The organism is Zhongshania aliphaticivorans (assembly GCF_902705855.1).
GTDB classification, from domain to species: Bacteria; Pseudomonadota; Gammaproteobacteria; order Pseudomonadales; family Spongiibacteraceae; genus Spongiibacter; species Spongiibacter aliphaticivorans_B.
Genome location: NZ_CACSIJ010000001.1, coordinates 24,907 through 43,926, shown reverse-complemented (window position 1 = coordinate 43,926; position 19,020 = coordinate 24,907). Strand labels below are relative to the sequence as shown.

General features: G+C 48.8%; 15 protein-coding genes. 6 read left to right on the top strand and 9 right to left on the bottom strand.

Annotated features, from left to right (window positions below; genetic code table 11):
- Genes GVJ32_RS00140 through GVJ32_RS00130 form a run of 3 tightly spaced genes read left to right on the top strand, consistent with a single transcriptional unit; the run spans window position 1 to window position 1,611 of the window.
- Window positions 1–891, top strand: coding sequence for a HupE/UreJ family protein (locus tag GVJ32_RS00140; RefSeq protein ID WP_235034984.1), 891 nt, complete (start codon window positions 1–3; stop codon window positions 889–891).
- 14 nt (window positions 892–905) lie between these two features.
- Window positions 906–1,253, top strand: coding sequence for a DUF6488 family protein (locus GVJ32_RS00135; RefSeq protein ID WP_159238012.1), 348 nt, complete (start codon window positions 906–908; stop codon window positions 1,251–1,253).
- A 10-nt stretch (window positions 1,254–1,263) separates the two neighbouring features.
- Window positions 1,264–1,611: a hypothetical protein gene (locus GVJ32_RS00130; protein WP_159238010.1), complete on the top strand. Its 348-nt coding sequence runs from the start codon at window positions 1,264–1,266 to the stop codon at window positions 1,609–1,611.
- Between the two features lie 26 nt (window positions 1,612–1,637).
- Here GVJ32_RS00130 and GVJ32_RS00125 read toward each other — a convergent pair whose 3' ends face one another.
- The 4 genes from GVJ32_RS00125 to GVJ32_RS00110 all read right to left on the bottom strand — a co-directional run bounded on the left by GVJ32_RS00125 (window position 1,638) and on the right by GVJ32_RS00110 (window position 5,321).
- The gene (locus GVJ32_RS00125; protein ID WP_200841293.1) at window positions 1,638–2,219 is read right to left on the bottom strand and encodes a c-type cytochrome; all 582 of its coding nucleotides are present in this window, start codon (window positions 2,217–2,219) and stop codon (window positions 1,638–1,640) included.
- 61 nt (window positions 2,220–2,280) lie between these two features.
- Window positions 2,281–2,583, bottom strand: a complete 303-nt coding sequence (locus GVJ32_RS00120; RefSeq protein WP_200841292.1) for a hypothetical protein — start codon at window positions 2,581–2,583, stop codon at window positions 2,281–2,283.
- A 51-nt stretch (window positions 2,584–2,634) separates the two neighbouring features.
- A complete protein-coding gene (locus GVJ32_RS00115) occupies window positions 2,635–3,474 on the bottom strand; it encodes a copper resistance protein B (RefSeq protein ID WP_159238009.1) in 840 nt (279 codons plus the stop codon).
- Window positions 3,471–5,321 carry a copper resistance system multicopper oxidase gene (locus GVJ32_RS00110; RefSeq protein ID WP_159238007.1) on the bottom strand — a complete coding sequence of 617 codons (1,851 nt, stop codon included), beginning with the start codon at window positions 5,319–5,321 and terminating at the stop codon, window positions 3,471–3,473. Before GVJ32_RS00110 ends, GVJ32_RS00115 begins: the two co-directional genes overlap by 4 nt.
- A gap of 175 nt (window positions 5,322–5,496) precedes the next feature.
- On the opposite strand from GVJ32_RS00110, the gene GVJ32_RS00105 reads away from it, so the two are divergent.
- From GVJ32_RS00105 to GVJ32_RS00095, 3 genes are all read left to right on the top strand, one after another.
- A complete protein-coding gene (locus tag GVJ32_RS00105) occupies window positions 5,497–6,189 on the top strand; it encodes a heavy metal response regulator transcription factor (protein WP_008250303.1) in 693 nt (230 codons plus the stop codon).
- The gene (locus GVJ32_RS00100) at window positions 6,176–7,597 is read left to right on the top strand and encodes a heavy metal sensor histidine kinase (protein WP_159238004.1); all 1,422 of its coding nucleotides are present in this window, start codon (window positions 6,176–6,178) and stop codon (window positions 7,595–7,597) included. The genes GVJ32_RS00105 and GVJ32_RS00100 overlap by 14 nt, the downstream gene beginning before the upstream one ends.
- Window positions 7,598–8,064: 467 nt before the next feature.
- Window positions 8,065–10,239, top strand: coding sequence for a TonB-dependent receptor family protein (locus tag GVJ32_RS00095; protein ID WP_235034982.1), 2,175 nt, complete (start codon window positions 8,065–8,067; stop codon window positions 10,237–10,239).
- Window positions 10,240–10,369: 130 nt separating this feature from the next.
- Here the strand turns inward: GVJ32_RS00095 and GVJ32_RS00090 are convergent, their stop codons facing one another.
- From GVJ32_RS00090 to GVJ32_RS00070, 5 genes are all read right to left on the bottom strand, one after another.
- Window positions 10,370–11,227 carry a sterol desaturase family protein gene (locus GVJ32_RS00090; protein WP_159238002.1) on the bottom strand — a complete coding sequence of 286 codons (858 nt, stop codon included), beginning with the start codon at window positions 11,225–11,227 and terminating at the stop codon, window positions 10,370–10,372.
- Between the two features lie 71 nt (window positions 11,228–11,298).
- On the bottom strand, window positions 11,299–12,054 hold the full coding sequence (locus GVJ32_RS00085) for a helix-turn-helix domain-containing protein (RefSeq protein ID WP_159238000.1): 756 nt from the start codon (window positions 12,052–12,054) through the stop codon (window positions 11,299–11,301).
- A 306-nt stretch (window positions 12,055–12,360) separates the two neighbouring features.
- On the bottom strand, window positions 12,361–15,546 hold the full coding sequence (locus tag GVJ32_RS00080) for an efflux RND transporter permease subunit (RefSeq protein WP_159237998.1): 3,186 nt from the start codon (window positions 15,544–15,546) through the stop codon (window positions 12,361–12,363).
- The gene (locus GVJ32_RS00075; RefSeq protein WP_159237996.1) at window positions 15,540–17,555 is read right to left on the bottom strand and encodes an efflux RND transporter periplasmic adaptor subunit; all 2,016 of its coding nucleotides are present in this window, start codon (window positions 17,553–17,555) and stop codon (window positions 15,540–15,542) included. Before GVJ32_RS00075 ends, GVJ32_RS00080 begins: the two co-directional genes overlap by 7 nt.
- Window positions 17,552–18,973: a TolC family protein gene (locus GVJ32_RS00070; RefSeq protein WP_159237994.1), complete on the bottom strand. Its 1,422-nt coding sequence runs from the start codon at window positions 18,971–18,973 to the stop codon at window positions 17,552–17,554. Before GVJ32_RS00070 ends, GVJ32_RS00075 begins: the two co-directional genes overlap by 4 nt.
- Window positions 18,974–19,020: the final 47 nt, after the last annotated feature.

The following is a 19,020-nucleotide window of genomic DNA, read 5'->3' as shown; positions in this document are numbered from 1 at the left end:
GTGAAAAAACATAAAGTTAAAAAAATAGTGTTTACAACTCGTTTTTACGCGCTGATTACTGCCGTAGCGGTATTGATGTTCAGCAGTTTAAATGTGCTCGCCCATGGCATGTCTGAGGCAGATAAGCAGCGCGCAATTGAAGCGGGTTTGCCAGACTATATATTGTTGGGTGCAGGCCATATGCTTACCGGCTATGACCACTTACTCTTCTTGTTTGGTGTCATCTTCTTTCTCAGCCGCTTTGCCGATATTGTAAAGTTCATCACGGCGTTTACCTTGGGTCACTCGATAACGCTCGTGTTTGCCACGCTTTACTCAGTACAGGCAAATTACTTTTTGATTGATGCGGTGATTGCACTCACCGTTTGCTACAAGGGCTTCGAGAATCTCGACGGCTTCAAACGTTATCTGGGCGTAGCGTCGCCTAATCTAATGTGGATGGTGTTTGGCTTTGGCCTGATTCACGGTTTTGGTCTGTCGACTCGGTTGCAGGAATTGCCGATGGGGGACGGCAGTATCGTGATGAAAATACTGGCTTTCAATGTCGGTGTCGAATTAGGTCAAATCGCAGCGCTTACCGCAATGTTATTGTTGCTGGCAGGGTGGCGCAAAACAGCCTCATTCAAGCGCTTTAATGTAATGGCAAATACATTATTGGTCATCGTTGGTGGCTTGCTGTTCCTGCATCAATTGCATGGCTACCAGCACACAGTGCTTGCCGATAATTTCCCGATCAATACCGATGACCACTCGCATATCCATGAAGACATGGCTGTGGAAGCGAAATCAAATATCCTGGAGCACTATCCCCGGCGTATGATTACTCCTCAGCCTTCGCTGCAGAACGAAGCACCCCATGAGCACGGTGATGGTGCTTATCACAGCCACTAAAGAAAGGTGAAAATATGAAACTCCGAATTGCTTTATGTTTGTTAGCAAGTTTGTTTTTAAGCTCAAATCTATTGGCGCATGGCGGTGGCCATGCGCCAATTACTGAACAAAAGGCTTTAGTGATAGCAACGGAAATCACCCAAGGCTTTGCCGGCGTCGACCCTCAGCTTGGCTTTGGCAAGGTTCCTGAGAGTTGGTCGAAAGTAGACGCTGAATCAGCGTCGGTTTACCAGAGTGGGCCCGGCTACTTTATCGTAAAGGTTGTTAACCCTAGCGATGAGCGGGCACTTTATGTCCTGATGTCCGCCGAAGGCGAAGTATTTGATGCGAACATCAGCGGTAAGTTCGAAGGTGTGAACTAAAGGTGAGCTTATGACAGCCTATATATTTGCCGCTAAGCTGATTCTTGCAGCAGCGGTTATTGGTTATGCGTCGTGGCTATCGGATAAGAAACCGGTGTTGGCTGGCTTTATTGTCGCGCTACCACTGGTTTCTATTTTGGCTTTGTTATTTTCGTACATAGAACACAAAGACCCGCAGGCCAGCATCACCTTTGCCAAAAGTATTCTTTTTGGCGTGCCGATTTCATATTTATTCTTCCTACCGTTTTTACTGGCTGATCGGCTTCATCTTGGCTTTTGGCAAAGTTATATATCGGGTTTGCTTTTGCTGGTTGTGGGTTACTTTGTACACCGCGCAATAATGATAGTAATTTCTTGAATCGACAATGATGGTGCAGGTATGAGTCAATGCACTCGCTCTTTAGTACTGTCACTACGTGCGGTGAGAACTTGGTACTGTCTAGTACTTAGTTCAGGTAATCGTTGTAAAAATGACACCATATTCCATATTCGTTCATCGTCATGCCCAGGTGCCCACGATGGCATGCCCGATGCTTTGATACCGTGTTTAATAATCCAGAATTGGCGTTGTAAAGCATAGGTGTTGTCATCGTGGCCGCCATCATGGCCATGATCATCACCCTTCTGTGCGAGATTGGGTGGGGCAGGGTAGAGGCCCAAAGTAAAGTCGCTTTGGTTTTTACCAGGTTTCAGGTGGCAGCTCGCGCACATCGCATTGTAGTCAGCAGCACCTTTTAGCAGTCGCTCTGATGAGGCTAGATCATTGGGAACCTCAATCGTACTTGCCGCTCGGGAAATGGAGCGTTCCCGCATCGTTTCGAGCCCCCAATATGTTAGGCCATTGTGCGGCACATCAGCTCCCATCGGGTAGAGACCAGAGTAAAGAAATGCTAGACCGCCCAACATCGCGACAACGGCGGTAATCATCAAACATTTACCACAGCGTAGAAATTTGTTTGCGGCCATAATATTTCCAAATCGTCTAAAGAGTTAATGAAGTCTTGCTGGGTGACTCGAAATAGTTATATCAGTGATTATCGCCAGTCTGTTCCGTGCTACTTTCATTTCCGTGTTGCGCCGGTTTATCGCCTTGAGGCGCTTCACTACCACTCATACCTTCCATGCCTTCCATGTCGCCCATGCACTGTTTCATCATGGCTTGCATAACAGGGTCGTTCATATCCATTTTGCTGTGATCCATATTTTCCATGGCCGCGCAATCTGGCTTTTCTGCGTTTTTCATGTGTTCTTTGGGATCATGAGCCTGGGCTGATAAAGTAAAAGCCAGCGTAGAGATTGCAATTGACATTGTTATAAATTTTGAGCGCATTGGAATAATCCTTAATCTTTGAGTTGGGAATATGAGCAATCGATAATTTAATTAAAACCAGAACCGCAGGCCTGCTACTAATTGCGTATCGTTAATGTCCTGTCCTGCAGCTTGTCGATAATCAGCGGTACCGCCATATGCGTCCGACCACTCCACGCCGACATAGGGGGCGAATTGACGGCTGATTTCATAGCGCAGTCGCAAGCCTATAGATAGATCTGATAGACCGCTGCCAAGGCCATTACTCGGGTCATCTTTACCGTAAAGGTTAAGCTCGGCTCGAGGCTGTAATACTAACTTTTGGGTTAGTAATAGCTCGTATTCCGCTTCGAAGGTAAGCGCCGTACGTCCATCGTCACCGAGATAAGCGGTAGCGTCTAGCTCAAACCAATACGGCGCTAAACCTTGGATGCCCGCAGCGAGCCATTGGCGATCGCTACCTTCTTTGTACTGATCCAGCCGCACACCCAGCTGAGTATCAAAGAAGACGCTGATAGCGTGACTCCAGAGTAGATCTGTCTGACTTTCTTCCAATTGACTACCCTTAGTATCACCTTCAGCTTTTACAACGAGACTATCGTAAGTAGTACCATACCGAGCTAAAAGGTCGAAGGTCGTATCGCCACTATCCTCGCTGTATTCAAGGCGGTCGCCTAATACAGAAAGGAACGCATGTTCATCAGCCAGCTTTAGTTGCCTCGGGCCTTGTTGGGCATATGGGCCGTCTGTAAGCGTGTAGCCATCTGAATAGGTATGTGGATCGCGAGCGTTATCTGGTGCACTACCACCTTGCATTTGCATTTCGCCATGATCCATTTGCGCCCATGAGGTCGAGGCATTAAACGCTGCGCTAATCACCGCGAAGCCGACGATATGTTTCATATTGCTCATGACACCACCACTTCGCGGAACATCCCCGCATCCATATGAAATAATAGGTGGCAATGCCACGCCCAGCGACCAAGGTCATTGGGGGTTGTTAAAAAGCTGATGCGTTGCGATGGCTGAACGGGAATGGTGTGGCGCCGAACTCGCAACTCTCCCTGGTCGGTTTCGAGTTCACTCCACATGCCGTGTAAATGCATTGGATGCGTCATCATGGTGTCATTTTGCAGAATAACTCTAACGCGCTCACCGTGTTTCAACGACACCGGTGTGCTTTTACCAAACTCCAAACCGTCGAATGACCAGCTGTAGCGCTCCATATTGCCAGTGAGGTGTAGTTCAAGTTCCTTGGTTGGTGTGCGACGATCATCCAGCAGCCCGTTAATTGATTTCAGGTCGGCTAGGGTCAATACTCGTCGGCCGTTGTTACGTAAACCGATACCTGGATCATCAAGATTGGTGCGCGGTGTATCCACTCGCATATCGACAGACGCGCCGTATTCACTACTGGCGTGGTTGACAGTGCTAGAGGGCTTGGCCAAAGGATTCTTTGGCTGGTGATTCATGGCGGAATGATCCATACCCTTCATTCCTGCCATGCCCTTCATACCGTCCATGCTGCCCATTCCCTGCATGCCCTTCATCGAGCCATGATTCATTCCTTCCATACCTTTCATGGAATCATGATTCATGCCGGCCATGCTGCCCATTGCACCCATCATATCTGACATCGTCAGCCACTCTGCCGGATCAAGCGCAGGGACTGGCGCAGATAGACCTTGCTGCAATGCTAATGTGCCTCGGGTATAACCGGTGCGATCCATACTCTGGGCAAAGATGGTGTACGCATCGTCTGCAGGTTCAACCAATACATCGTAGGTTTCGCCGGGGCCAAAGCGAAATTCATCGACGGAAACCGGTTCGACATCTTGGCCGTCGGCCTGAATGACCGTCAATTTTAAGCCGGGAATACGCACATCATAAAAGCTATTGCTTGCCGCATTAATAAAGCGCAGGCGTATGCGTTGCCCTCTTTGGAACAGTCCCGTCCAATTACCATTAGGCGCTGTACCGTTCATGAGGAAGGTCAGCGTGGCCGCCGATAGATCGTTTAAGTCGGTGGGATTCATGCGCATCTGGTTCCACATCTGACGCTTTTCCAGTGCGCCCTGTAAACCGACCTTTGAAACATCTTCGCTAAAGTCAAAGAAGGTGGGCTGATTGAAATTGTAGACATCGCTCTGCATTTTCAATTTACTGAAAGCGCGCATAGGATCTTCGTCAGTCCAATCTGAAAGTTGCACCACATAATCCTGGTCAGAACGGTGTCTTTCGCCTGCTCTAGGCTCAATGATTAGTGCGCCATACATCCCCGTCATTTCTTGAAAACCGGAATGGCTGTGATACCAGTAGGTACCGCTTTGCTGTAGGGTAAATCGATACGTAAAGGTCTCGCCCGGCGCTATGCCTTTGAAACTGATGCCAGGCACGCCATCCATTTGGTAGGGTAGAAGAATGCCATGCCAGTGGATGGAGGTGGCAACTGCTAGGTGATTGGTGACGCGAATCGTCACTTCATCGCCTTCGCGCAGACGCAAAGGAGCGGGTATGGAACCGTTGATCGTTGTTGCCATACGTGTCACGCCGGTAAAGTTGACGGGACTTTCGGCTATAACAAGATTGATTTCACGCCCACTTAGAACAGGCGTTTGCCCCTGTGCCACTTTGCTGCTCATTGCTGCCTGTAACCAAGTGGGTGTTGCCGCCAGTACGCCGCCAGCCGCAAGGCCTTGCACAAAGCGACGGCGGTTTGGTTGCAAAGATCTTTTTTGTTGGGGAAGCCATTGGCTCACGGGCAACTACCTCATACATTCAGTGATTTGTGTTCGTAATACTAGAGACCTACACCTGTCACTCGCATGACTTAAAGATTACAAATCTGTAATCTTTAAGTCATCTTTGTGTTGGAAGGCCTCATCCATAATGTTTATCAAACTGACTTAAGCCAAACGACGGAGCGACGCAATTTTGCGGATATTGGTAGTGGAAGATGAACTCAAGACCGGCGATTACTTGCGCCAGGGGCTTTCTGAGGCAGGATTTATGGTCACGCTGGCGCGTAACGGCCTCGATGGCCACCATCTTGCAATGACGGAAGTTTTTGACCTGATGGTGTTAGATGTCATGTTACCCGATGTTGATGGCTGGCGAATTATGCAGTCCCTTCGGGAAGCTGGTCGGCAAACTCCAGTACTTTTTCTTACCGCCCGAGATAGCGTAGAAGACCGGGTTAAAGGGCTTGAGCTTGGCGCAGATGATTATTTGGTTAAGCCATTTGCCTTTGCTGAGCTACTAGCTAGAGTTCGTACCTTGCTGCGCAGAAGTGTAGCGCCTGTGCTTTCAGATCAAATTACTGTTGCAGACCTCACCTTAGATCTTCCGCGCCGCCGCGCTAGCCGTGGAGGTAAAAAAATTAGTCTTAGCCACAAGGAATTCTGCCTGTTGGAGCTTTTAGCGCGTAGAGAGGGCGAGGTATTACCACGATCCCTGATAGCCTCCCAAGTTTGGGATATGAATTTTGATTCCGATACAAACGTTATTGACGTTGCGATTCGCCGTCTGCGTGCCAAAATCGACGACGATTTCCCAGCAAAGTTGATTCACACTGTGCGTGGCATGGGCTACAAACTGGAGATCGAAGACGATAATGAAGTGGCTTAGTCGAGTTAAGCGTCGCCCGTTATCGCTAACAACAAGAGTGATGGTCTTCGTTGCCCTTGCCATCGGCCTAAGCCTACTGATGACTGCACACCTTGTTCAACAAGCCGTAAAACGTCACTTTGCTGAGCAGGATGCCGATGAGCTCATTGTTATTACTCAGGCCGTGGAACGGGCGTTACGGGCAGGCGCAGACGACATCCCGCGGCTACCTGAAGTGCTATCCCACGCGGTTTCAGGACATCATGGCGTATATTTCCAAGTTTGGAGCCCAGACGGACAACTCATCTACGGGCCGAGTGATGACGAACTGCTCACGCCAGTGACTCTCTATACGCCCGTCTCCCGTATTTTAGCAGCTAATTTACATAGCTGGGGCGCAGGGGGAAATGCTTACCGAGGTGCCATTACCCAAACTCTAATTAGTGGACGTAATTATCGTATTGTCGCGGCCATGGATATGAACTTCCATATCCTCTTTCTCGATAATTTTAGGCGCAGCCTGTGGCTTATTATGACTTTAGCTGGCGTCGTCACGTTGTTGGCCGCTTGGTTTGGCGTACATCAGGGGCATGCGCCGCTGCGCGGCTTAAGCGACACTATGCGCGATGTCCAAGCCGATAGCCTGCATGTGCGAATAGACCCAAATATTGTACCGGGTGAGCTGCGAGGGCTTGTTGACTCATTCAATTACATGATCGGTCGTTTGGAAGACAGCTTTACTCGACTTTCGCACTTTTCTGCTGATATCGCCCACGAACTGCGCACACCCTTAACAAATTCTATTACCCAAACTCAAGTGGCGCTTAATCGGGCCAGAAGCTTGGAGGAATACCAAGAGTTACTATACTCAAATTTAGAAGAGCAGGAACGCTTAGCGAAAATGGTCAACGACATGCTGTGGTTGGCTCAAAGCGAACATGGCTTACGTAAGCCAGTATGGGAGCAACTGGATCTAGGGCATGAAGTGCGGGAGCTATTTGACTTTTTTGAGGCTTTGGCAGAGGAGAAACAGATTGTTCTGGCTTTAGACGGAAGCACACCCATGCTAAGTGGCGATCGGGCTATGTTGAGGCGCGCCATATCTAATCTGCTATCAAATGCACTGCGATATACACCGGCCGGGCAAACAATTAACGTGAAACTTAAGAAAACAGATGATGCATGGGTAGAACTCAGTGTTGAAAACCCCGGTTTAGAGATCCCCGCAGAGCATCTACCAAAAATATTTGATCGATTCTATCGCGTTGATCCTTCGCGTCAGCGTCTTAGTGAGGGAACTGGTTTAGGGTTAGCTATTACCAAATCGATTATTGAAGCGCATTGCGGTTACATCGAGGCATTTTCCGATGACGTTGCGACTTGCTTCTCAATTCGATTGCCCCTAGTTACTGCAGGCATTGGCGCCTAAGTGTGTCGATTATCCGTGTGTGGAAGCTCCTAAAAAAACAATGGGTAGCTTCCCATAACTCTTCTTTACTGTTCATATTACAGATGCACATAATACAGATAAGTACTGCGGGTCGGCGTTTCAGCGAATGTCATGCCCTAACCATTCGCATAGTCAGTGGCACCGTTAATGATCCGCACGACTGAAGTTTGAGGTGGTGGAATATGCCCCCTGGCTGTTCCAGAGTGCTCGGCATATAGCTACAGGCCGCCACTAAAAACGCGCAAGCCGAGGCATTAGTGCTACAAAATTCATTTTAGGGCCGTAGCGGCGCCATTCTCGTTTACCTCCCTAAAATCGCTTAATCCTCAATTGCGATCAAATTCATCATACGTGCCTGTTTCGCTGTATTCGCCGAGATAAAGATGCACAAGCTCGCGCCCCTTATTGATCTGAATTATGATAATCATTATCATTACGATTCGTAAATGAATAACATTAACAGAATGGGGTTGGGTGTGAAGAAGTCGCTATTGTATACGTGTATCGTGTTGTCGCCCGTAGTTCCGGCATTCGCAGATATCGCTAGTATAGAAAAAATGCTTGTCATTGGCAGTGTTGAAGGAGCACGAAGTCTACCTGGCTCAGGTGCTGTTATAAGCTCAGAACAGCTGCGAACAGAAGTCACCACAGATATTAACCAAGCACTTAAAACTGTTCCCGGTATTTATATCCTTGAAGAAGACGGCTTAGGTCTTCGTCCAAATATTGGCATTCGCGGTGCGACCAGTGAGCGCAGTGGTAAAATTACCTTGATGGAAGACGGTGTGCTGATAGCGCCTGCGCCGTATTCAAACCCAGAAGCCTATTATTTCCCAACGGCGCTTCGTATGTCGCTGTTTGAAGTACTGAAGGGCGCCCCCTTGTTACGTCACGGGCCCCAAACAACTGGGGGCATTGTAAATATGTTATCTACACCGATCCCTGAGGAAATGAGTGGATCAGTGTTAGTCACCGTCGATCAACGCGGTTCTTCAGATATACATGCCTATTTTGGTGGCCAGACAGGCGATTGGCGCTTTTTGCTCGAAACCGTTCAGCGTAATGGAGAGGGCTTTAAGGATATCGACCGCAGTAGTCAGAACCCAGGATATGATATTTCTGATTATGTGTTTAAGCTCGGTTGGAGCGGTGAGCGTCAGAGTGTCTTGTTGAAATTACAATCTTCGGATGAAATTTCCAACGAGACCTATCTTGGACTAAGTGATAAGGACTTCAATGAAGATCCTAATCGACGGTATGGCTTAAGCAGTATTGATGAAATGGATAATGATCATCAAGCGCTCAACCTAAGCCACGTTTTTAAGTGGTCTGATACCGTGACGTCCACCGCAACGGTATATAGAAATGACTTTGCTAGGAATTGGTTTAAGTTAAGTGGCGGCGGAGATATCGTTCGAGCTGCTAATGAGGGCGGAGCGCTTGAGCAAGCCATATTAGATGGTAGCGCAGAAAAAGATGGTCTGAACTATACGAACAACAATCGGAAGTATATTTCGGAAGGTGTTCAGCTTAATTTTGATATCGAAGCGGGCGCTCATCAGTTCGCTGTAGGGTTAAGGCGTCACCACGACGAAATGGATCGTTTTCAAGTAGTAGACACCTACAAGCAAGAATCAAACGGTGACTTAGTATTCCAATCTCGCAGCAGTGATACTGGACACGTTTCGGGTAGTAACAACCGAGAGGAAGAAGCCGACGCCCTTAGTTTTTGGTTAACCGATTCCTGGCAAGTAAGCGACGCGTTAAATATTAATTTGGCCCTGCGATACGAAGATATTGAAAGTAGCAGGCTAGAATATTCTGATACCGCTCGCACCACGTTTGCCACTGATAAAAATCGCCAAAACGACACGGCTATTTGGTTGCCCGGGGTATCATTTAGCTTCGACGTGAACGACCAAATACAATTGCTAGCCGGTGTTCACAAGGGTTTTTCGCCGCTAGGTGGTGGTGCCAAAGTATCACAAGATCCGGAGGAAAGTAAAAACTGGGAGGCGGGTGTTCGCTTTAATAACGACCATATATTTGTCGAAACAATAGCATTTTACAGTGACATTACCGATACCACTGAAAACTGCTCAGTGGCTGCGCCATGCAGCAATGGTGATACTTCTGGTTCTTTCGCCCTTGGCGAGTCGGCGGTGTCAGGTCTTGAACTACAAGTAAGCGCAGAAGCTGCAATCGGTGCTTTTCAGATTCCACTGGACGCTGCATTCACCTACACCAAGGCCGAAATCACCAAAGACAACGCCGTTTCTGGCTTTGAATCAGGTGACAAGCGAAAAGATGTTCCTGGCCGGGTTTTTAGTTTGCGTGCGGGCTTCGAGCACCAAAGCGGTTGGAATAATTACATCGTAGCCAAATACATTGATGAAATGTGTTCTGTTGCTGGCTGTAATCGGACTGGTGACTCTTATGAAGAGACTGAAGAACTATTCGTGATGGACTTCATCAGTCGTTACCAACTCTCGCAGGATGTTGAAGTATTTCTGAAAACTGAAAACATCTTTGACCAGCAGCGAATAGTCTCACGTAATCCTGACGGCGCCCGTCCAAATCGACCGCGCACCACACTAGTTGGCATCCAGTACGATTTTTAATATCAGCCTCCGATAATAACTCCCGAGTAATAACCTGCATCTGAAAAGTCCGCAGATGCTTGGTACTGTAATAAGGGTTAGTAGCTATATATTTAGCAATGCCGTGAGATAATTACTGCGGGACGGCGGTTCAGTGAAGGCGCTTGAACGGTGCTAGCATTTGTGGAATATAAGCTACGGGATAATCCGGCGCGGTTCCGATGCCCAGATCTTCTGAACGGATAACTCTCTCTTTGTCATAGTACGCAGTGCCTAAGAGATGATCCGTTAACGTTGTGAATAGACCGAAGTTGACATCGCCTTCTTTTGCCGTATTCAGGTGGTGGAAGCGATGAACTTGATTGATAGCTAGAACAGATCTGAGCGGCCCTGCGAAATAGGCAACATTGGAATGTTGCAGTAACAGCTGAATAACCACCGCAACAACCAGCAGCAGTAAGACTTCTTGTGGAGCGCCCATCAAGAGTAGTGGGGCAGTACCTGCAAGGGTTTCAATGGTTTGATGGAAGGGGTGTTTCATAAGACCGTTAAACCCATACATACGTTTCACACTATGATGTACTGCATGTAGCTGCCACAGCGCGCTGTACCTATGACTGGCGTAATGTGCCAGTGTAATGCCTATATCGGCGATGATCACCGCCAACAACACTTGCAACCACAGCGGTGCGTAGGAGGGCCAAATTGAATTAAATGGGATAAAACTAGCAATGATTGGGATACTTAGTACGCCGACAATACTCAGTGATTCATTGACTAAAGCATGAATAACATCACGCCCCGAGTCTGCTTGAGGCTTGTTGAATTCGGGACTGAATGGCATCCATTGTTCAATTAAGAACGACACCGCGATGAGTAAGCCGACCCATGCCGCCAAGGCTAATTTTGAATAATCTTGTTCTGCCATATAAATAGCGATGCCATTTCCTACGATCAGAAAGAAAGGCAAGTACAGGACTTTGACAAACATTTCCAATGTGCTTTTCATATGCAAAAACTTCCAAGGCTACAGAGTGCTTAGTTTGTCATTTTTTAATGGAGGCACATTGAACGAAAAAGCTATTTTTGTAGCAGCAGTTGCTTAATGGTTGTAGCGCTAACGCCGAAGGCCTGTGTTACCGCACGGCAGAAGTGGGCCTGATCAGAAAAACCAGATAAAAGTGCTGCATCGATGAGAGGCATTCGCCGCGATAGTTCAAATCCGACCAGCAGTTTAAGCCACTTCCTGTAACTGCGTAATGGCATGCCTGTTTGCTCTGTAAACCAATGAGAGAACCTGCTGGGTGAGAGATGTACCAAACTCGATAAGGTTTTCTGCGTAGTATTGTTGCCGCTACTAATATCATCTTTAAGTGCTGCCAAAATGACATCCAATCGCTCGTCTGGAGTGTCACTGAATTGACAGCGACATTGTTTGTCGAAGCTAATCAACGCTCTGTGGAGGTTTTTTACTTTGGCAAAGCACGTTACATACGCGGATGAAATTTCTTCATTCAGCAAGGATATAGACCATTCCTCTACGGCTATCTGCGGTAGCAGTGTTTTACAAAAATCATGTGTTGGGTCGATATAGATGCATAATACATGTGCGATTTCTAGTTGATGAGCGGTACCTGCAGGTATCCATAGCCCGCGTTCGAAATATCGTGTTTTGTCAGATAGCAGCGCTACTGGTCCTTCTAGACCAATAGCGATTTGATGAGCCCAATGCCGGTGAGGTTTGTTATCGCCCGAGGCGCCAAGAAATACCCCCATGCCTGCAGTTATGGCCGCCGACCCTAGCCAAGGCTGTGATAATAATTGATTTTGATGCATTTTCTCGAGTCCTCAGGGACTATCTTGGATCAACTATTTCGCTTTGCCATCTAATATAAAGTCGTTAAGGAGATGTGAGCCTTAATATATCTAAACGCTAGCATGCGCCTTTTCCAGAAAAATTCTAATGGATCAGCAAACCTGAAAATTTGAAACTCCCCCCAATTCAATTACGCTCGCCGACTGTAAATTGAGATTCACCTAGGCTCCATTGTAATACGACGCGATATTTCGGAGGGAGACTTGCTGCGAATTTATAATAATGCCGGGTAGCCTTAGCTACCCGGCCATCGCTAAGCAGTAGTTTTATGAGGATTTGATTGCCGGTGCTACATTTTTAGAGCGTTGCTTCCAGATCACGAACAATGCCGGAAACACCACTAAAACCATAATGAGCGAGGTCGCAACCCCGCCCAGCATCGGTGCGGCGACCCGTTTCATTAGATCAGCGCCACTACCATTACTGAGCATGATCGGTACTAAGCCCATGAGTAATGCGAGCCCGGTCATTAGTTTGGGGCGTAGCCGCTTGGCTGCACCGTCGACTACTGCCTCAGTAAGGTCATTAAAGGAGTTGAGTTGACCGTCATCGCGACGTTGTCGCCAAGATATGTCTAAGTAAAGCATCATCAGTAGACCAAGCTCGACCGCTAAACCGGCCACGGCAATCATGCCCACGGCCACGGCTACTGATATCTTGTACTCGAGCATCCACAAAAACCACAAGCTACCAACCAGAGAAAAGGGCAGTGCAAGCATGACAATCAGTGTTTCGATTAGCGATTTCCGGTGAAAGTACAGCATCATAAAAATCAGCCCTAGGGTCACCGGCACTAAAATTTCTAAGCGCGATTTTGCACGCTCATAATTTTCGAACTGCCCAGCCCAGGCGAGACGATAACCAGAGGGAATGTCGACTTTTTCAGCAACAACTTTTTTGGCTAGCGCGACGTAGTCCGGAATACCGATATTGTCGGCAACGTCGACAAAAACAAAGCCAACTAACTGGCCGTCTTCGTTGCGGATCATTGGTGGACCCTTGAGATATTGTAGCGTCGCAACTTGGCTTATCGGGATTTGGCTGCCATGGCTGGTAGTGATGTAAGTACGCTCTAAGGCAGTTATCGAGTCGCGATAGTCACGGTTATAACGCATTAAAATATTGTATCGCTCACGTCCTTCAACTGTCTGGGAGACTACCGTACCGCCGATGGCCATCTCAATAACATCTTGAATATCAGCAACATTTAATCCGTACCTCGACGCAGCGTCTCGGTCAATATCAAAGTCTAAGAAGTAGCCGCCTGTGGTGCGCTCGGCAAATGCGCTGCGCGTAAGGTCGGTGGTGCGGCTATCACTTTGAAGTGCACGCTCGATCGCGGTTGCGGTGCTTTCAATTGTCGCTAGATCCGGTCCAAACACTTTTATGCCCAATGCCGAGCGAATCCCGGTAGCGAGCATTTGTGTGCGTGTCTGAATGGGCATCCACCAAATATTGGGCATGCCGGGGAAGCGTAGCTTTTGATCCATCTCGGCGATTAAGCTATCCCAATCCATTCCTTCGCGCCATTCGCTTTTCGGCTTGAGGGTGATATTGGTTTCAATCATCGATAGTGGTGCGGAGTCAGTAGCACTCGTTGAACGCCCCACTTTTCCAAACACCGTTTTTACTTCCGGGAAGGTCATTAGTTCCCGGTTCATTGTGTGGAGCGTCTTTTGAGCTTCACTGATCGACATTCCGGGTAGGGCTGTGGGCATATACAAAATACTACCCTCATTCAATGGCGGCATAAATTCACTGCCAAGTCCACGGAAGGGGATGATCGCGGACAGCAGCACAAGAACACTGACACCCACTACCAGCCAGCGCCTATCTACCACCCAGCGTACCACGGGCGCATATAGCGCAATCAAACTGCGATTTAACCAACTGTGTTCGCCGCGAATACGCCCGCGAATAAGTAAAACTGCTAGAGCGGGTATCAGAGTAACGGACAGCAGGGCTGCAAAAAACATGGAGTAGGTTTTGGTGTAAGCCAAGGGTTTAAAAAGCCGTCCTTCACTGCCTTCAAGGGCAAACACCGGCAAAAATGACACGGCAATAATTAATAATGCGAAGAAAATGGATGGCCCCACTTCTTGCATCGCGGCAATAATGACGTCTGTGCGGTTCTGCGAGCTATCAGTTTGCTCTCGCCACAGCGCGAGACGGCGGTGTATGTTTTCTACAATGGCGATCGCCGCATCGACCATCGCGCCAATGGCAACCGCAATTCCGCCGAGTGACATGATATTGGCAGTTAATCCTTGGTAATACATAGGAATAAACGCTAATAATATGGCGATAGGCAGGGTGATGATAGCGACTAGCGCCGAACGCAGATGCAGCAAAAATACAATAATAACGAGCGAGACTATGAGGATCTCTTCACTCAGGGTTCGGCTTAAGGTATCGATAGACCGTTCAATCAGGCCGGAGCGGTCATACACGGGGATAATTTCAACTCCATCAGGCAAAGATGTCTTAACCTCATCCAAGCGAGCTTTAACTCGATTTATGACGTCTAAGGCATTTTCGCCAAAGCGCATGACCACGATGCCGCCGACGGCTAAGCCTTCGCCATTAAGCTCGGCACTGCCGCGCTGCATTGCGGGTCCTAGTGACACGGTCGCAATGTCAGACACCTTTACAGGAATACCATCGCCGGTAGTGCTAAGAACGACGCCTTCTAGATCTGCCGTTGAGGTGATGTAGCCTCTACCGCGAATAAAATGTTCGTGGCCTGAAATCTCCAGAACCCTGCCACCCACATCATTATTTGAGCGTCGTAGTGCAGCGGCGACGTTTTGTAGCGGAATGTTATAGGCGGCCAAACGGTCAGGGTCGATATTAACCTGATATTCTTTTTCATATCCGCCAACGGATGCCACTTCCGCAACACCTTGTACTGCCTCCAACGCATAGCGTAAATTGAAGTCTTGCAGACTGCGCAATTCCGAGAGGCTAGTGTTCCCCGTTTTGTCACTAAGGGCATATTGATAGACCCAGCCAACCCCAGTCGCATCCGGCCCTAAGGTCGGGGTAACGCCGTCTGGCAAATCGGCACTGGCACTATTGAGGTACTCCAATACGCGCGAACGCGCCCAATAAATATCGGTGCCATCTTCAAAGATGACGTAGACAAACGACAGCCCCATAAAGCTTTGGCCACGCACAAATTTCACTTCAGGTGCTGCGAGTAGGGTAGTGCTTAACGGGTAGGTGATTTGATCTTCCATTAAATCGGGACTGCGCCCCGGCCAGTCGGTAAAAACAATGACTTGGGTGTCTGACATATCGGGAATGGCGTCGAGCGGCGCGGCCATGAGAGAGCGCCAACCCCAGAGTGATGCTCCCACACACAGCAGTATTGTGAGTAGCCAGTTACGGGCACAAAAGCTAATTAGCGACGCAAGAAAACCCTGCGGATGCTTACTTTGGGGGTTTACCATTGCGCAATCCCCGTTTTCAGTTTCGCTTCGGCGGCAATTAAGAAATTACCAGACGTGATTACCTGTTCACCGCCGGATAAGCCCTCTGTAATTTCTATCCAGCCTTTTGTTCTTTGGCCAGTGTTGACTAAAACGGGTTTTATTTTCCCCTCGCTACCTAAATCCACAAAGACAACACGAGTTTCTCCCGCAATCATGACTCCCTCTTCGGGTACCCAAAGGCGTTTACCTAATTCCTTGTTGAAGTGAACCTGAGCGTACATATCCGGCCTGAGCTCGCCATCGCTGTTGTCGAGAACTAAACGAATGCGAGTGGTGCGGGTGAGGGGGTTGACGCTTGGGTAAATGTAATCGATTTTTGCGGGGTACTCTCGCTCACTGAGGTTTCGCATGTTAACAGTCGCAGACATCCCCTTTTCCAGTAACGACAAATCCGCTTCATAGACCTCCGCCTCAACCCAAACAGTCGAGAGATCAGCCAATTGCAGCAGCGTACTGCCCGCTTTTGCATAACTGCCACTCACGATGGATTTATTCACCACGACGCCATTTTTCTCGGCGTAAATTGGCAGAAACTCGATTGGCCTACCGCGCTGTTCTAGTGCGCGTATGTCAGCACTTGAAATATTCCATAGACTTAAGCGGGAGCGGGCGGCCTTTAGCAAGCTGTCGTCTGATCCACGACTTGCTAATCGACCTCGAGTTTCTAAATATTCTTGTTGTGCTGATAGCAGTTCTGGACTGTAAACCGTAAACAGTACTTGGCCACGCTCGACACGGGCACCAATAAAATCCGCTTTTAACTCACCAATCCAGGTATCGAATTTCAAATTTATTTCGCTAGCACTGTGTTGGTCGTAGGCAATACGTCCCACAGCCGTGATCGATTTACTGAGCTCTCGATATTCTGCTGTCGCCGTTTTTACGCCGATTAATTGTCGTCTGCGAGCATCAATACTAATGACTCCAGACTGCGTTTGTTGTTTGCTGACCGGCACTAAATCCATGCCGCAGATAGGGCAAGATCCCGGGGCGGCCGCGCGAACTGAGGTGTGCATTGAACAGGTGTAATGCGAAATTCCCGCAGGTGTTGCTGTTGCAGCATGTAACTCACTGCTGCCAGTTTGACCGGTCAGAATTAAATCACCGTGGCCCAGTAATTCACTGGATACGTCGATAGCAAAGTCGTAATCCCCTGCTTGTGGCAGGACAATAGTGCCGCGGTAACGGCCATCCGTACTTGGCAGTAACGTCACAAGGGCGGCATTGTCTTGCGCTGGAGTGTCCTCGGCACCGGGGTTTGTCATCGACTGCGTGACTAGCAGGCGAATATCAATATTGTTCAGCGCATTATTCTGGCTGTCCTGCACAGTAATGATCAGCGGATTATCACCTTGGCGGAGTTTGGCATTTTCTAATAACGCCACTTTGATAAGGTATTTGCCAACGGTATAGAAACCTTGCTTATTTGAACTAAGGTCGACACCTGGCGTAGAGGGAAATGTGGCTTGGTTGTCGTTGACGGGCATTTCACTAGCCATTGATACTCCGCCGCCACTGATTGTGAGGCTTGAGCGTCCAGTCGCCATATCAAAACTGAGATCGGCTGACGTATTGTCTTTGCTGATCTGTAATTTTAATGGCCATTCACCGCGCATAGCGAGGTCGAATTCGGCAGTGTAAAAGCCTGGGGAAATCTCATTAAATATCACGGGAGCCCGCATTGATGGCATGCTGCCCATTGCGGCCATCTCTGCCTGCCCGCGAATTTTAGCCTCCGAAACAGCATTTCCCTTGGCGTCTCGCAATTGCAAAATGGCCGTGTTGTTACCCACTGCGGGAACGCCATCTTCGAATGCAATGGCGATGCGATAATCGTCCGTGCGATATTCCTTTGCATCACTCATTTGCTGAGTGAAGGCATTGGTAGATGAACGATAGACATAGCTAAAATAGCTTAAAATCACGGCTAAAATAATAATGATACTGACAAGCAATCGCTGTTTCATTGGGCGTGCTCCGAGGTGGTATTTGGTTTGATTTTTGCGGTAGCGCTATTTTGACTCGTCGCCATGTTGGCGTGATGCTGGCTAGTTTTGGGTAAGGCCAACGGTCCGCCGAGCGCGTTCTCAAGTGCGGCTTTTGCAATTAGGTAATCAGCGCGAGCACGCTCTAAGCTCAATTCGGCATCAAGATGAACTTGCTCGGCGCTTATCAATTCACTAAAACGGCCGCCGCCTGCGCCATAGGCAGCCCGCGTCGCGCTAAGATTCTCGGCTGTTCTCGGTAATAAATCGTGCTCATAGAGGGCTATGGTATGCAGTGCTTCGTTGACGAGGACACGGGCTTCTTCTAAATCTCCCAGCACCTGCGAGCGCAGCTCATCTAATTCAGATTGCCGGCCAACGGTGTTCGCCCGGGACTCATCCCTAGCCGCGCGATATTTATCCCGCCCTAGTGGTAAGTTAATACCAATACCGACTACCCAGCGTTTGGCCGTTTCATCCCAAAGGCTGTTATAGCCAGTGAATAATTTAAAATCTGGATAGAAATCTTTATCGGCCAGTTTTTCCCTGTCGCGACTTGCTGCTATTTGTTGCTTGGCAGCTGCTAGACCTGGGTGCTGACTCAGGGCGATAAGCCGAAGCGTATCGAAATCAGGGATTGCCGTTGGCGGGGGGAGAGCGTTTGAAAGCGCAATGTCGGCGGTTGTACTGCGATTGAGCAAGGTGTTTATTTGCGCACGCAGGGTCGCCATTTGCCGTCGCAATTGAACACTTCGGTGACGAATATGCTGAAGCTCTACCTCTGCGAGCAGCACGTCTGGTTGATTGGTTATCCCCGCGGCGTAACGCGCTTCTGCCACGCGACGAAGTTCATCAACTAAGGTGCTATTGCGCTCATTAATGGTAATGGCCTGATGAATGTAGTTCCACTGCGCATAGTAGCTGAGCGCCACTGTACGTAGCTCTAGCCGCCGCAGCGCGAGATTACCACGCTCCGCCTCCGCTGTTTTAGTCGCAGCGTCGCCGCGCAAACGAAGCTTTCCCGGCCATGGGAGCGTTTGCGTTAATTCCATTCGAACATTGCTACCGCGCCCGTTCGGCGAGTTGTAACCGCCAATGGTGTCGGGGGCAACCGCAGTAAAGAGTTGTGGATCGGGCAAGGCAGTAGACTGAACAATTCGTGCTTCAGCCCCCTGAATCGCAGCTTCAAGGGCAGTTATTCCAGGGTTGGCACGCAGCGCTTCGTCAACGAGCGCTTGGGCAGACATTACTGACCCCCATGACGATGAAAGCGTTACCGAGTGGGTGTATTCCTCAGCTGCATACAGTGCTTGGGCAAAAATCAGGGACAACACGGCGCCGACCGCAACAACAAAACGTCGGGACAGGGCGGCGATACACCACCAATATTGGGCGAACATAATCAATCCTCATAAAATACCTTTTGCTTGGCGCTATAAATAGGCCA